The following is a 14,380-nucleotide window of genomic DNA, read 5'->3' on the forward strand; positions in this document are numbered from 1 at the left end:
AAGTAAAATACAATATTATGACAAAAAAAATCTTTATTAGTTTATTCGCTTTTACGTTATTTGGATGCGCTGAAATGCAACAAGTATTAGATCAAATGCCTCAAGGAACAGGTTTAACGCAAGCTGAAATTGGGAACGGTTTAAAAGAAGCATTAAACAATGGAATTACTAAACAAGTTTCGAAATTAACAGCTACTGATGGCTTTTTCAAAAATGAAGCAGTTAAAATTTTACTTCCAGAAGAATTACAAAAAGTAGATAAAACCCTACGTGATATTGGCTTATCTAATTTAGCCGATGAAGGTCTAAAAGTGATCAACCGAGCTGCAGAAGATGCAGTAAAAGAAGCTACACCAATTTTTGTTGATGCGGTTAAACAAATGACTTTTAACGACGCTAAAAACATTTTAATGGGAGATGATCGTTCGGCTACAACGTATCTTCAGAATACAACTTCAAATGCACTTTACACTAAATTTAATCCTGTTATTAAAAACTCATTTTCAAAAGTTGGTGCTGATAAAGTTTGGAATCAAATCATAACGAAATACAATTCCATTCCATTAGTTAAAAAAGTGAATCCTGATTTAACAGATTATACGACAAATAAAGCGATGGATGGTGTTTTCAAAATGATTGCTGTTGAAGAGAAAGATATTCGAAATAATTTTGCTTCTCGAACATCTGATTTATTGAAAAAAGTATTCGCTTTACAAGATTAATTTACTTCTTGTAGTTAATTTTTTACAATGAAATCGTTTTCGTAAAAATTTAATAATCATTAAGTTATAAATAACAATTTATTAACATAACCTATTGAAAAATAAGCGGATATTTGCATCATAATAATAAATGATTTTCTCATTTTGGTTAGGGTTAGTTTAAAAAATAGCTCCGGAGTTCTCACCGGAGCTTTTTTTATGTCAATTTATTATGAATTGCTTTAAAATACTCGAAAGATTTTACCAATCTCGAGCCATACCAACTAAACATTTCTCCATCTACAAAAATTGCTTTAGCGTGATGTGTAAATCGTCCAATTTCAAATGCATGTTCATCTTTAAACGGATAAGGTTCTGATGACAGTAAAACGATATCAGGATCACCTTCAAGTCGCATTTTTTTGAGTTCAATTTCAGGATAACGTCCTTCTTTTCTTTCGTAAATATTTATGAATTTATTTAGTTTCAATAATTCATTAATGAAAGTATTATTTCCTGCAACCATATATGGATTTGCCCAAATAAAGTAAGCTGTTTTATTTTCTTTTTTATCTTTTATGAAATTCTTAAAATCTTCTAGACAAAAGTTAATTTTATCTATCCATTTTTTGGCATCTGTTCGTTTGTTAAACAATTCACCAAAATCATGAATCATTTTGGTGTTATCTTCAATCGTATAAATATCAGTCACCCAAACTGGACAAATTTCTTGTAATTCTTCAACAATTTCTTTTGTATTTTCTTCCTTATTACAAATAATAATATCGGGCTGAAGTTCTTTTATCTTATCAAACTTTACATTCTTTGTTCCACCAACAATATTTTTTGTCGATTTAAAATGAAATGGATGTACGCAAAATTTAGTGATACCAACAATGGAATCTTCTAAACCTAAATCATATAATAATTCGGTTTGTGAAGGAACTAAAGAAACGATTCTTTTTGGAGTGGTTTCAAAAGTATGTTTGATTCCTATTTGGTCTGTTAAAGTTATTGGCACAAATTTTATTTTGAAAGAATTTCACTCATTTCACTTTGAAGCTTTTTAGCTTCTACTCTAGCCTTTTCAACAAAATCAGTTCCGTTTGAAGCATAAATGATTCCACGAGAAGAATTGATTAATAATCCAACATTTTCTGCTAAACCATATTTACAAACCTCAGCTAAACTTCCGCCTTGTGCACCAACACCTGGCACTAATAAAAAGCTAGTTGGAACAATTTTTCTAATCTCAGTAAAATATTCTGCTTTTGTAGCTCCCACAACGTACATTAAGTTATCAGAATTTTTCCAAGATTTTGATGTTTCTAAAACTTGTTTGTATAATTCCCTGTCATCAACATTTTTAGTTTGGAAATCAAAAGCCCCTTCATTTGAAGTTAAAGCTAATAGAATAGTATGTTTATTTTCAAATGCTAAAAAAGGTTCAACCGAATCTTTTCCCATATAAGGCGCAACCGTAACGCTATCGAATTGTAAATCATCAAAAAATGCTTTCGCATACATGGTTGAAGTATTTCCTATATCACCCCGTTTTGCATCAGCAATGGTGAATATTTCAGGATACTTTTCGTTGATGTAATTGATTGTTTTTTGAAGCGATTGCCAACCTTTGATTCCATATGCTTCGTAAAAAGCAGTATTCGGTTTATAAGAAACGCATAAATCATGTGTGGCATCAATTATAGCTTTGTTAAACTCAAAAATAGGGTCTTCAGTTTCTAATAAATGTTTCGGAATTTTATTTAAATCGACATCTAAACCAATGCATAAAAACGAATTCTTTTTTTGTATTTGTTCGAAAAGTTGTTGAGTTGTCATGTTGTAGTTTTATGGTTGCAAATTTACAAATGCATTGTTTATTTGTAAAATTTAATTGAAATTTTGTAAAACAAATCGTATTGATTGCCTCTAAATTTGCTTTAATATTTGTAAATTTACCCTAATTCACTTTTATATGAAGTTATTTCTTAAGGTTGACCAAAACTTCTTAGCTAATAAAATTTTAGCAGAAAAATTAGATTCATTTAATCTAAAATACTCACTTATAAATACAAACGAGGTGCTTTTTCTAGAAAATGTTCCTGAAGAAATTTATAAATCACTCAGTCAACAATTAAAAGAATATGGTTTCGAAATTATAGAAAACCAGAAGAACATATTGGTTCAACGAATGAAAGACTTAATTGTAGAAACTATTCAAAAAGAGGAAGCTTTAAACGTGAAGTTTTCTTCTTACCTAGCTGATAATTTGGGGCATAGTTACGGATATTTGTCTAATTTATTCTCTGAGGTTACTTACACTTCGATAGAAAATTTCATTATTTTACAAAAAATAGAAGTTGCAAAAAAATTAATTGCAAACGAAAAAATGAGCCTAACTGAAATAGCTTTTCAGCTGAATTATTCAAGTGTAGCACATTTAAGTTCTCAATTCAAAAACACAACTGGAATCACTCCTTCTGCTTTCCAAAGAATTGTTAAAAAAAGAAGAGAATTAATTAATAATTCAATCGTATAATTTATGCAAAAAGATTTCACGTTAATCACTCTAGCAGATGATGACGAAGACGACCGTTTGTTATTTACAGATGCATTTGACGAACTTAAAATAAATACTGTTGTTAGTACTTTTAACAACGGACAATTGCTAATGGATTATTTAAACAATCCAGATAGTGTTTTACCACATATCATTTTTCTAGATTTAAACATGCCTATCAAAAACGGTATTGATTGTTTAAAGGAAATTAAGCAAAATGATAAATTTAAAAACATTGCAATCGCGATTTATTCAACTTCTTCTTCAGACGAAGATGTTGAAAACACTTTTGTGTTAGGCGCTAATGTTTACATCAAAAAACCTTCAGACTTTAATACTCTTAAGGAAGTTCTTAATGATGTTGTAACAACAAATTGGCAATATTATACTTCAGGTTTAAATAAAGACAACTTTTTATTACGCTTATAATGTTTAATTCTAGTTATTTTAATTCTATAAAATTTATACGAACTATATTTTATGTAGCTCTCTTTATTTTGATTGCACTTTCATCGGTAACTTACCGTCATTATAAAGAACAAGAAAATATAAGTGAAGCCCTTCAAAAAAGATATGAAATTGCCATAGAATTAGAAAAACTAATTTCTCACATTAAAGATGCTGAAACTGGAGATAGAGGTTTTACATTAACTAACGATTCCATTTTTTTAGAACCCTATTTAAATGCTCGAAGTAGAGTTAATCAGTCATTTAATAAACTAAAAATTGCTACACGAAATAATGAAAAACAACAAGAGCATTTAAAAAAAATATACAATCTAGTTGACAACAGATTTGTTTACTTTAAAATGCAATTTTCTACGGGTAGAGAATTTAAAAACAACCTCAGAAATGGTAAATTAATCATGGACTCATTACGCATTGAAGTAAACGAGATGATTGATTATGAGAAAGATTTACTTGTTGCAACTGATAAGATATACGAATTAAATAGCTCGAATTCACCTATAATTATCTTTACTTCATTTTTAGTAGCTATTCTAATAATCGTTTTAGGCTATTTAAAACTATCTAAAAATTATAATAGACTACTCACTTCAAATGCTCAATTACGCATTTTTGATGAATCTAGTAAACAAGCAGAAATTTTAGGTAAATATGGTAGTTGGACCTACAACCTAAAAAATAATGAATTCTATTTCTCTGAAAATTTTTATAGATTGTATGGCTATGAACCTCATCAAAAAGGCATTGATGTTGAAACCTTTATTAATCTAGTTCATCCTGAAGATTTAGAAGGTGTTCAGGAAAATTTTACAGTTTCTAAAACAAGAGAATTTAATGCTCCTTTTCCTTTTAGAATTTTTAGAAGTGATAACAACCAAATTTCACATCTTAGAGTTAAAAGCAAAATGTTCACAACTTTAAATGGAGATAAAATATTAATTGGAGCAACAAGAGATATTACAGAGGAATATGAAAGTACACAAATAATTGAAGAGCGCAATATTGAACTTGAAAAAACTGTAAAAGAGTTAACAGAGTTTAATCATGTAGCAAGCCACGATTTACAAGAACCTTTACGCAAAATTCAAACCTTTATTTCAAGAATTGAAGATAAAGAACTCGATAAATTATCAGATAATGGTAAAGCTTACTTTGATAGAATTAAAAGTGCTGCTTCTAGAATGCGAATCTTAATAGATGATTTATTACAATATTCGCGTACAAGCCGTTCTAAAAATGATTTTGAAAAAGTTAATCTAAACGATGTAATTGAGAACATAGTTATTGAATTATCTGAACCTATAAAAGATAAAAAAGCTACTATTGAAATTAAAAAGCTACCAAAAATAAAAGGAGTTGTTTTTCAGCTCAACCAACTATTTACAAACTTAATTAGTAATAGTTTAAAATATTCGAAAGAAGATATTTCGCCTATAATTGAAATTAATAGTAAAAAGGTCAGTTCTAAAACTGATACTAAAATTCCAGAAAATGATTCAAGAAAATTCTATCGAATCACTTTCACAGATAACGGAATAGGTTTTGAACAAGAACATGCAGAAAAAATTTTCAACTTGTTTCAAAGGCTTCATGGCAAAACAGATTATCCTGGAACTGGTGTTGGATTAGCCATTTGTAAAAAAATAGTAGACAATCACAAAGGGTATATCTTTGCTGAAAGTACACCTGGCGAAGGAGCCACTTTCCTACTTTATTTACCAGCATAAATTAAGGATAAAAAGATTGTAAAAGAGCATTTGTTAAGGTAACAAATGCTCTTTTTTTATTGCCTCTTGTGAAAATTTTATAAGAATGCATTAAAATCTTATAACACAAACGCACTCATCATTTCTGAACTTTGTAATATAAAATTGATAGAAATAGTTAGATGAGATATTTAATTAAAAAAATTGTGCTTTTAAACCTAATGTTGTTACTCTTCATTTCATGTAAAAAAGAAGATAAAAAGAATAATGTGATTTTAGAAATAATTAATGAAGACATTAACAATAAAGTTAATACTCAATTTTTAAACGATATAACAAGTTTAAACTTAAAAATTGTTGGGATTACACAATTAACAAATGATAGTTTATTAGATCAAAAGACAAAAAAAATAATTGCAGATATAAAGATTAATCATATAAAAATGAATAAACGTATAAAATCGATTGCAAAGAAAAATCTAATAATAATTCCAGATACAACATATGAAGAAGGCTTAATTAATATTAATGACAGTTTAGCTAAAAATAGAAACTATGTTTATCTAGTGGCTTTAGAAAAACTGATTAAAGAGGAAGTTGAAGAATATGAATTAATAAAAGAAAATACAAATAATGTTGAAATTGAAAAATTAGCTTCAAATTCAATAGAAGAATTAAACAGTTCACTCAGTGAAATCGATTTTGCTCTAAATAATTACTAATTAAAAAAAATGCTATGAAAAAGAGAATTTTAATTGCCTTATGCTTATTCGGAATAACATTGGCAAATGCACAGGAAACAAACACAAAAACATCGAATGCTAGATTTGGATTTAAAGGTGGTTTAAACTTTACGAATCTTTATGTAGATGAAGTTGATGATACTAATATGCTTACAAGTTTTCATGCAGGTATGTTTGTAGAATTACCATTAACACAAGGAGTAGCAATTGTGCCAGAGGTTAATTTCTCAAGAAAAGGTTCAGAAGTACAAAACACAATTTTGGGAGAAACTTACAAATCAAAATTTAAACTTAGTTATTTGGAAGTACCCGTACTATTAAAATTAAATGTTGTGCCTAATTTTAATTTACATGCCGGTCCTTATTTTGCCTACTTGTTAGATGCAAAAACTGATGTTGTAAATGAGAGTGGAGAAAACGTAAGTACGTTAACTTATGATACTGACGATTTTAACAAACTAGATTATGGTTTATCTGCCGGATTAGGATTCGACTTTAATACAATATCTATAGGAGCTCGTTACAATTACGGACTAAACGATATTGATAAAAATGACAACTTTAATGGTGCTAAAAATAGCGCATGGAACTTGTATTTAGCACTAAAATTTTAACCCTCAAAAATTTAATGCCATGGGAAATTTATTGTATTTAATCGCAATAGTCCTAATTATACTTTGGGCATTAGGACTATACGTAGGAAGTTTTGGAAACTTAATTCACCTATTACTCGCTATAGCTGTAGTAGCTATACTATTAAGAATTATTAACGGAAGTAGAAAAATTTAAAATTTAAAATTATGAAAAATAGTAATGTATTATTAGGAATCTTAGGCGGTGTTGCTGCAGGAGCAATTGCAGGAATTTTATTGGCACCAGACAAAGGTTCTAAAACTAGAAAAAAAATTAAACAAAAAGCCTCAAACATTAAGTCAGATTTACAAACAGAATTTGATGAATTCATAGAAAAAATGGAAGGCAAGTATGAACAGTTAGCCGAAAAAGCAGAAGATATAAAAGAGGCTGCAAAAAAATAAGAAATCATGAAAGATCAAAAAATTGTATTAGAAGAAGTATTTGAAAAAGTTGAAAACTACACAAGAACAACTTTTGAGTTACATAAACTAAAGTTTATTGGTAAATCAAGTTCTGTTGTTTCAATATTATTATTATACGTAACACTTTTTATAATTACACTATTCTTTGTGTCTTTCATCAACATTGCACTAGCCTTATTGGTTGGAAAATGGATTGGCAGTTATTATTTAGGCTTTCTAATTGTTTCGTTTTTTTATCTTTTAATTGCATGTTTAGTTTATATTTTTAAAGATGAAATCTCAAACAAACTTCAAGATACCATTCTTTTAAAAATCTTAATCACACCAGATGAAGAAGAAGAAAAGTAGAATAGAGAAACTCGAAGAAAGAATAGTTATACTTGAAGCACAACAAAAAAGTGATTTTGAAGCGCTTAAAGAACAGCTAGAAATAACTTATGAAAGCCTAAAGCCAACCCATATTGTTTCCAATATTATTGATAACGCTTTAAGCAATAAGAAACTAAAAAATTCAATCTTTAAGATAGGATTGCGTTCAACATTGAGTTATCTCATAAAAAGAATGATTTTTAAAAACTCAAATTCAATTATGAGTAACATAACCTCTTCTATTTTAAAATCTATTATATACAAAAAGGTTCAAACCTTTTTACAATCAAATAATCATTAAAAAAAATGCTATGAAAAATTTAAAATTAACAGTAGGAACTTTATTACTAGCAACTGCATTTGTTGCCTGTGATAACACTAAAGAAAAAGAAGCTCAAAAATTAGTTTCCGAATATACAACTTACGTAGACTCGGTTAGTGATTTAAGTATGGAAAATTCATCATCTAACTGGGATGTTATTGCCGCAGAGTATGATACTAAAAAAATGAAAGCCGAAAGCGCTATAGTTGGTGTAGAAGATAAAACAAAAGCTGAAAATGAAATTGAATCAGCTTCTATGACCTTTGAAACCTATCAAATGGAAGTTCAAAAAACGAAAGCAAAAATGCACAAAGAAGAGTTAAGAAATTCATTGTTTGGAATGAATAAAGTTGGCGATGATATGTCTTTTGCTTGGGTAAACAAAGATAACATTCTAAGTGTGTATGAAAACTTTGTAAATACAGTTAAAGAAAACAAAGACAGTTATTCACGTGAAGATTGGGATGAAATTAAATTATTGTATGAGGCTTTAGACACTCGTAAAAACACGGTTGAAAATGAAGGTTTATCAACTGAAGATAACTTAAAAATTGCAGCTTTAAAAGTAGAATTTAGTCCAATGTACACCGTAAATCGTATGGGAGCAAAAGCTGAAGAAAACAATGAAGCTAAAGAATAATTAAAAGGCTCAATTATGAGCCTTTTTTTAAAATTAATACTATGAAAAATATTGTATTTATAATTATTGCTTCAGTATTCTTCATTAGCTGTAAATCAACATCGGCTGTTGATAATTATGTAGATTATGAAGCACAACGAAATGTAAAAGGAGATTGGATCATTTCAAACATTGAATATCCCAATTCAAATTATATTCAAGTAAATCATTTTGATATTGCTAAGAGCGATTGTTTTACAAATAGTACTTGGAACTTTGTTTCAAACAATAATAAAGGAACAGTAGTTTTTCCAAACAATTGTGCAGCTACTCGAAACATTACTTGGTATATCAATAGAGACGGACAAATGGTTCTGAAGTTTTTAAATTCAGAATCCAGTAGAAAAACAGAAACTGGCTATGTGGTAGATTATATTCCCGTAAATGCTAATTCATTTATTCTAAGAGATAAAGCTATGATTTCAAATAGTACAGTTCAAATAGAAATAACTTTTACACGTATTTAGTCATGAATTCAAATATTCACACATATAAAAAAATAAAATGTATACTAATGAGTAAAAAATTAGCTATACTATTATTAAGTGCAACTATGCTGGTTCAATGTAAATCGGTTAAAAATGCAAATAACACTCAAAAAGGAGCTGTGATAGGTGCTACCGGAGGTGCAATTCTTGGTGGTGTTTTAGGCAATAACCTTGGAAAAGGTGGACGCGGTGCAGAAGGTGCCATCATAGGTGGTGTAGTCGGTGGTATTACGGGCGGACTTATTGGTAGACAAATGGATAAACAAGCTCGTGAGATTGAACAACAATTACCTAGTGCAAAAGTTGAGCGCGTTGGAGAAGGTATTAAATTAACGCTTAATGAAAACTCTGTTAATTTCGATTTAAACAAATCGTCTTTAACCTCAACTGCAAAAGCAAACTTAGATAAATTAGTCGGAGTTTTTAAAGATTACCCAGATACTAATATTATTATCTATGGTCATACAGATAGTACAGGTGATGAAAGTTACAACATGAATTTATCTGTAGATCGAGCAGAATCTGTAAAAAATTACTTGTCGTCTAAAGGATTAGTAAGGTCTAGATTTGAAATCGTAGGAATGGGTGAAACAGAACCTATTGATTCTAATGAAACAACAAGCGGTAGAGCAAACAATCGTAGGGTTGAGTTTGCCATACTTGCCAACAATAAAATGATTGAAGATGCCGAAAAACAAGCACAATAATCATAAAAAAAGCTAGCAAATTGCTAGCTTTTTTATTTTTAGAATACTTCCGATTCTTTTAATTTTTCTGTATTGGCAACAAGCTGAAGTTCATCAATAAACTTCTGAATTTTTCCATTCATAACGCCATCCATATCAAAAATATCCATTCCAATTCTGTGATCGGTTACACGTCCTTGTGGATAGTTGTAGGTTCTAATTTTAGCCGAACGGTCACCAGAGCTTACTTGCGAATTACGTTTCTTAGCGTCTTCTTCTTGCTTTTTCGCTAATTCCATTTCATATAAACGTGAACGTAATACTTGTAAAGCTTTATCTTTATTTTTGTGCTGTGATTTTTCATCCTGACATTGTGCAACTAATCCTGTTGGAATGTGCGTCATACGAACAGCAGATTTCGTTGTATTTACCGATTGCCCTCCAGGACCAGACGAACAGAATAAATCGATTCGAACATCATTCATATCAATTTGTACATCAAATTCTTCCGCTTCAGGTAAAACCATAACAGTTGCCGCCGATGTATGAACACGTCCTTGAGTTTCCGTTTGAGGTACACGTTGTACACGGTGCACACCCGCTTCATATTTCAAAGTTCCGTAAACATCTTCACCTGTAACTTCAAAAATAACTTCTTTATATCCTCCAGCTGTTCCTTCGTTTAAATCTACAACCGAAGTTCTCCAACCTTTAGATTCGCAATAACGTGTGTACATTTTAAATAAATCACCTGCAAAAATAGAAGCTTCATCCCCACCCGTTCCAGCACGAATCTCAACCATTACGTTTTTCGCATCTTCCGGATCTTTAGGAATCAACATGAATTTGATTTCATCCTCTAATTCTGGTAATCTATCTTGTGCTTCGTCTAATTGCATTTTTGCCATTTCAACCATTTCCGCATCCGAACCGTCTGCAATGATTTCTTTAGCCTCAGCAATATTTCCCGTTACATTAATATATTCTTCGCGTTTTTCAACAAGCGCTTTTAAATCTTTATATTCTTTATTCAACTGTACATAACGCTTCTGGTCAGCAATAACATCCGGTTGGATAATTAAATCTGACACTTCATCGAAACGTTGTTTTACATATTGTAATCTCTCTAACATTGTGTTTGATAATTTTAGGAGTGCAAATTTACGTAAAATTCTGTTTACTTCATCTATTACACTTATGGTTTAATATTTTTTTGTAAATCAATCAGTTATAAATTTTATTTAAAATTAATCTAAATAAACTTTGTAGATTAAAAATTCAGTTATATTTTTGCGTCGTTATTTTAAATAAATCTAAATAAAATGAAAATATATTTAACAGCACTAACAACAGCAGTATTCAGCACAATTGGATTATCACAAGAACATTTTGAAGCCAAAAAGGTAGAATTAACTATTGAAAACGACACTGTTAAGGTAAAGAAATACAACTTAAATGAAGTAGTAGTAGATGGCAAAAATAAAGACAAAGAATTAACTAGTGGCAAAGCAAAAATTAAAGAAATGGACTTACCACAAGCTTCTTCAATTGTTACTTCTGAAGTTTTAAAGCAACAACAAGTTACTACATTAACAGATGTATTGAAAAATGCCAATGGTGTATATATAATGGGAACAACTGGTGGTTACCAAGAAGAAATTGCATCTCGTGGATTCAATTTAGGTAGCAATAATACTTTCAAAAACGGTATTCGTTATTACAACGGAATGATGATTGAAACTTCTGGTTTAGAAAAAGTTGAATTCTTAAAAGGTAGTACTGCTATGTTATATGGTAACGTTGCTCCTGGTGGAATTATGAACTTGGTTACCAAGAAACCTAAATACGAATTTGGTGGTGAAGCTGGTTTTGCACAAAGCAGTTTTAATACGTACCAACCTTCTTTTGATGTATACAATGCTATTGGTAAAAACAAAAAAGTTGCTTTTCGTGTAAATGGAAGCTATACCAATGGAGAAAGCTTTAGAAACTTTGTACAATCGGAACGTTACTATTTCAACCCATCGTTTGAAGTTAAGCTAAACGAAAAAACAAAATTATTAGTTGAAGCTGATTATATAAACGATTCAAGAACTCCCGATTTTGGTGCTGGCGTAATTGATTATGAAGTAGTTGATTTACCTCGCGATAGATTTTTAGGAGTAACTTGGGGATATTACGATTCAGAGCAATTCTCGAATACTATAACACTTACTCATAAAATTAACGATGCTTGGAATATTAACTTCATTAATGGTATTCGTTATTTTAAAACTGAATTATTCTCAAATACTCGCCCTAACACAAGTGGTGGAGGTGTTTTAGCTAATGGAGATTGGGACAGAAGTATTCAAAAAGCGGATGCTAAAGACAATTATTTTACACAACAAGCTAACTTAAATGGTTTATTTGCAACAGGAAAAATCGAACATAATTTCTTATTTGGTGCTGATGTAGAAAACTTCAAAAACTATGCAACACGTTATCAAAATGTTGCTTACGATCAAATTAACATTTTTGAAGAATACGATCCTTCATTAGAAGAAGCAATTCCTACTATGACAGCTACAACTTTAACAACTGCTCCAACAAGTCGTTTCGGAGTTTATGTTCAAGATTTAGTTACTTTATCAGAAAAATGGAAAGTATTAGCGGGTGTTCGCTATACGTATCAAGATACTGAAAGTAATGTATTTACATATAGCACAAATAAAAATGAGCCTTCAAATCAATATGATGATGCTTTTTCACCAAGATTTGGTTTAATTTATCAACCAACAAAAAACCACACATTATTTGCGACTTATTCCAATTCATTTGAGACAAATTCTGGACAAGACGAAAATGGTAAGGCTTTAGAACCTTCAATTATTGATCAATATGAAATTGGTGTAAAAAACAAATTCTTCAACAATAAATTAGGATTTAATGTTATTGCTTACCAAATCACAAATGATAAGAATTACCAACAATCGTTAGCAAATAATAACTCCTACAATTACATTAAAGTTTTAGCAGGAACAGTAAGAAGTCAAGGTGTAGAAATCGATGTAAATTATAGTGCTTTCAAAGGTTTCTCTATAATTGCTGGATATAGTTTTAACGAAACTAAATTCTTAGATAGCGAATATTATGTAGAAGGAAGTTTATTACGTTACAATCCTAAAAACACAGCCAACTTAAGTTTCAACTACGAGTTTTTAGATGGTTCATTAAAAGGATTAAGCTTCGGATTAATTAATACGTATTTCGGAACGCGTTATGCAGGTCGTTCTACAAGAGTTCAAGTAAATAATGATTCGAGACAATTAATTTACTTAAGCGATTATTTTCAATCAGATGCTACAGCAAGTTACACTATTAAAAGCTTTACTTTAAGAGCAAAATTGGGTAACATCTTTAACGAATTAAACTATAATGCACACGACGATAATAGCTTAAACCCTATTGCCCCAAGAAACTATTCATTAGCATTAGCTTATAATTTTTAAACAGAAATGAAAGCACAAAAAATTAGAGACTTACATCGCGATTTAGGTTATTTCTATCTTGGATTAATTGTAACATTTGCTTTTTCTGGAATATTAATGAATCACAGAGAACATTGGCATCCAGAAAAAATTACTATCGAAAGTAAACCTGTCGAATTGCAATTGCCTAAAAGTGAAAGTGAAATAACCGAAGAATTTGCTCAAAAAACGGCTAGTGATTTAGGATTAGTTGGAAAAGTTCGTCGCCATATGGTTCGTAAAGGAACTTTAAGAATACAACTAGAAAGTGCTGAAATTGAAGTGGATGTAAAAACAGGTAAAGGCGAAATGGTACAATTCATAAAAACACCTATTGTAAGTCAAGCTATGAAGTTGCACAAAAATACTTCAGCGTGGTGGATTTACTTTTCTGATATTTTTGGAATTTCATTAATTATAATTGCCATAACAGGTGCCATGATGGTAAAACATGGAAAACACATCTTTAAGCGCTACGGTTGGAAATTAACGCTAATCGGAATGCTTTTCCCTATCATTTTCTTGTTAGTTTTTTAAAGTTAAAAATCCCAACTTCTAGAAGTTGGGATTTTTGTTTTTTATTTATATTTGAAATCATATTTTAAAAATTCATTTCTTGAAATATCTCAAAATAATTAGTGTTATTACTTTTATCGTTGCGTTATTTTATTTAGCATTTTACAAAACCGACAAAATAAATATTGAAGGTAATTGGGATCCTGAAGAAATAGTACTTAACAATAAAAAGGTTTTTCCAAATAGTATAATTGATAGTATTTTTAAAGATATTAGTCGAGAGCAAATATCTATAAGCGATTGGACAGATTCTATTTATTTACATCAAGAAAAAATTAGTGCTCATTTTTCAATAAGAAAGGAAAACAATAAAAAGATAATTTCATTATCATCTAATGAAAGGGCTTTGAATGGCGATTTTGAATTAAAAGTAGACACCATATATTTTGATGATAAAAGTTATCAAATTAAAGTTGAAATTCTTTCAGAATCTACTTATCTCAAATTTTATAAGAACTTACATATTTTACCTTGGAAACCTCAAATTCCAAGAAAAGGCCTTCCTTAATTAA

At 29.8% G+C, this 14,380-nt stretch carries 19 protein-coding genes; 16 read left to right on the forward strand and 3 right to left on the reverse strand.

Annotation, left to right across the window (positions count from 1 at the left end; all coding sequences use genetic code 11):
• The first annotated feature begins 17 nt into the window (after window positions 1-17).
• Window positions 18-722 (forward strand): DUF4197 domain-containing protein, encoded by a 705-nt coding sequence (locus tag KK2020170_RS12420; protein ID WP_221258642.1) that lies wholly within the window; start codon window positions 18-20, stop codon window positions 720-722.
• 196 nt (window positions 723-918) lie between these two features.
• On the opposite strand, the gene KK2020170_RS12425 is transcribed toward KK2020170_RS12420, so the two are convergent.
• Both KK2020170_RS12425 and pyrF read right to left on the reverse strand, forming a co-directional pair.
• Window positions 919-1,716, reverse strand: coding sequence for an ABC transporter substrate-binding protein (locus tag KK2020170_RS12425; RefSeq protein WP_390641507.1), 798 nt, complete (start codon window positions 1,714-1,716; stop codon window positions 919-921).
• Between the two features lie 11 nt (window positions 1,717-1,727).
• Entirely contained in the window at window positions 1,728-2,543 is an 816-nt protein-coding gene (gene pyrF, locus KK2020170_RS12430) for an orotidine-5'-phosphate decarboxylase (RefSeq protein WP_221258644.1), read from the reverse strand.
• A 136-nt stretch (window positions 2,544-2,679) separates the two neighbouring features.
• Here pyrF and KK2020170_RS12435 point away from each other — a divergent pair, with 136 nt between their 5' ends.
• The 12 genes from KK2020170_RS12435 to KK2020170_RS12490 all read left to right on the forward strand — a co-directional run bounded on the left by KK2020170_RS12435 (window position 2,680) and on the right by KK2020170_RS12490 (window position 9,804).
• Window positions 2,680-3,243: a helix-turn-helix domain-containing protein gene (locus KK2020170_RS12435; protein ID WP_221258645.1), complete on the forward strand. Its 564-nt coding sequence runs from the start codon at window positions 2,680-2,682 to the stop codon at window positions 3,241-3,243.
• 3 nt (window positions 3,244-3,246) lie between these two features.
• Window positions 3,247-3,693: a response regulator gene (locus KK2020170_RS12440; RefSeq protein ID WP_221258646.1), complete on the forward strand. Its 447-nt coding sequence runs from the start codon at window positions 3,247-3,249 to the stop codon at window positions 3,691-3,693.
• Between the two features lie 68 nt (window positions 3,694-3,761).
• Window positions 3,762-5,459: a sensor histidine kinase gene (locus KK2020170_RS12445; RefSeq protein WP_221258647.1), complete on the forward strand. Its 1,698-nt coding sequence runs from the start codon at window positions 3,762-3,764 to the stop codon at window positions 5,457-5,459.
• A gap of 161 nt (window positions 5,460-5,620) precedes the next feature.
• Window positions 5,621-6,160, forward strand: a complete 540-nt coding sequence (locus tag KK2020170_RS12450) for a hypothetical protein (protein ID WP_221258648.1) — start codon at window positions 5,621-5,623, stop codon at window positions 6,158-6,160.
• A gap of 14 nt (window positions 6,161-6,174) precedes the next feature.
• Window positions 6,175-6,795, forward strand: coding sequence for a porin family protein (locus KK2020170_RS12455; protein WP_221258649.1), 621 nt, complete (start codon window positions 6,175-6,177; stop codon window positions 6,793-6,795).
• 19 nt (window positions 6,796-6,814) lie between these two features.
• Entirely contained in the window at window positions 6,815-6,970 is a 156-nt protein-coding gene (locus KK2020170_RS12460) for a lmo0937 family membrane protein (RefSeq protein ID WP_221258650.1), read from the forward strand.
• A gap of 11 nt (window positions 6,971-6,981) precedes the next feature.
• A complete protein-coding gene (locus KK2020170_RS12465; protein WP_221258651.1) occupies window positions 6,982-7,218 on the forward strand; it encodes a YtxH domain-containing protein in 237 nt (78 codons plus the stop codon).
• A 6-nt stretch (window positions 7,219-7,224) separates the two neighbouring features.
• Window positions 7,225-7,587, forward strand: a complete 363-nt coding sequence (locus KK2020170_RS12470; protein WP_221258652.1) for a hypothetical protein — start codon at window positions 7,225-7,227, stop codon at window positions 7,585-7,587.
• Window positions 7,568-7,909, forward strand: coding sequence for a hypothetical protein (locus KK2020170_RS12475; protein WP_221258653.1), 342 nt, complete (start codon window positions 7,568-7,570; stop codon window positions 7,907-7,909). Before KK2020170_RS12470 ends, KK2020170_RS12475 begins: the two co-directional genes overlap by 20 nt.
• Window positions 7,910-7,919: 10 nt before the next feature.
• Window positions 7,920-8,570, forward strand: coding sequence for a DUF6565 domain-containing protein (locus KK2020170_RS12480; RefSeq protein ID WP_221258654.1), 651 nt, complete (start codon window positions 7,920-7,922; stop codon window positions 8,568-8,570).
• A gap of 41 nt (window positions 8,571-8,611) precedes the next feature.
• Entirely contained in the window at window positions 8,612-9,076 is a 465-nt protein-coding gene (locus KK2020170_RS12485; protein ID WP_221258655.1) for a lipocalin family protein, read from the forward strand.
• A 47-nt stretch (window positions 9,077-9,123) separates the two neighbouring features.
• Window positions 9,124-9,804 carry a YiaD family glycine zipper/OmpA-like lipoprotein gene (locus tag KK2020170_RS12490; protein ID WP_221258656.1) on the forward strand — a complete coding sequence of 227 codons (681 nt, stop codon included), beginning with the start codon at window positions 9,124-9,126 and terminating at the stop codon, window positions 9,802-9,804.
• A gap of 38 nt (window positions 9,805-9,842) precedes the next feature.
• Here KK2020170_RS12490 and prfA read toward each other — a convergent pair whose 3' ends face one another.
• Window positions 9,843-10,916, reverse strand: a complete 1,074-nt coding sequence (prfA, locus tag KK2020170_RS12495; RefSeq protein WP_221258657.1) for a peptide chain release factor 1 — start codon at window positions 10,914-10,916, stop codon at window positions 9,843-9,845.
• Window positions 10,917-11,105: 189 nt separating this feature from the next.
• On the opposite strand from prfA, the gene KK2020170_RS12500 reads away from it, so the two are divergent.
• The 3 genes from KK2020170_RS12500 (at window position 11,106) to KK2020170_RS12510 (ending at window position 14,376) form a co-directional block, all read left to right on the forward strand.
• On the forward strand, window positions 11,106-13,274 hold the full coding sequence (locus KK2020170_RS12500; RefSeq protein WP_221258658.1) for a TonB-dependent siderophore receptor: 2,169 nt from the start codon (window positions 11,106-11,108) through the stop codon (window positions 13,272-13,274).
• A gap of 6 nt (window positions 13,275-13,280) precedes the next feature.
• Complete coding sequence (locus KK2020170_RS12505; protein WP_221258659.1) at window positions 13,281-13,829, forward strand: PepSY-associated TM helix domain-containing protein; 549 nt, start codon at window positions 13,281-13,283, stop codon at window positions 13,827-13,829.
• A gap of 79 nt (window positions 13,830-13,908) precedes the next feature.
• Complete coding sequence (locus tag KK2020170_RS12510) at window positions 13,909-14,376, forward strand: hypothetical protein (RefSeq protein ID WP_221258660.1); 468 nt, start codon at window positions 13,909-13,911, stop codon at window positions 14,374-14,376.
• Window positions 14,377-14,380 lie beyond the last annotated feature (4 nt).

It is taken from the genome of Flavobacterium okayamense (assembly GCF_019702945.1).
Taxonomy (GTDB): Bacteria; Bacteroidota; Bacteroidia; order Flavobacteriales; family Flavobacteriaceae; genus Flavobacterium; species Flavobacterium okayamense.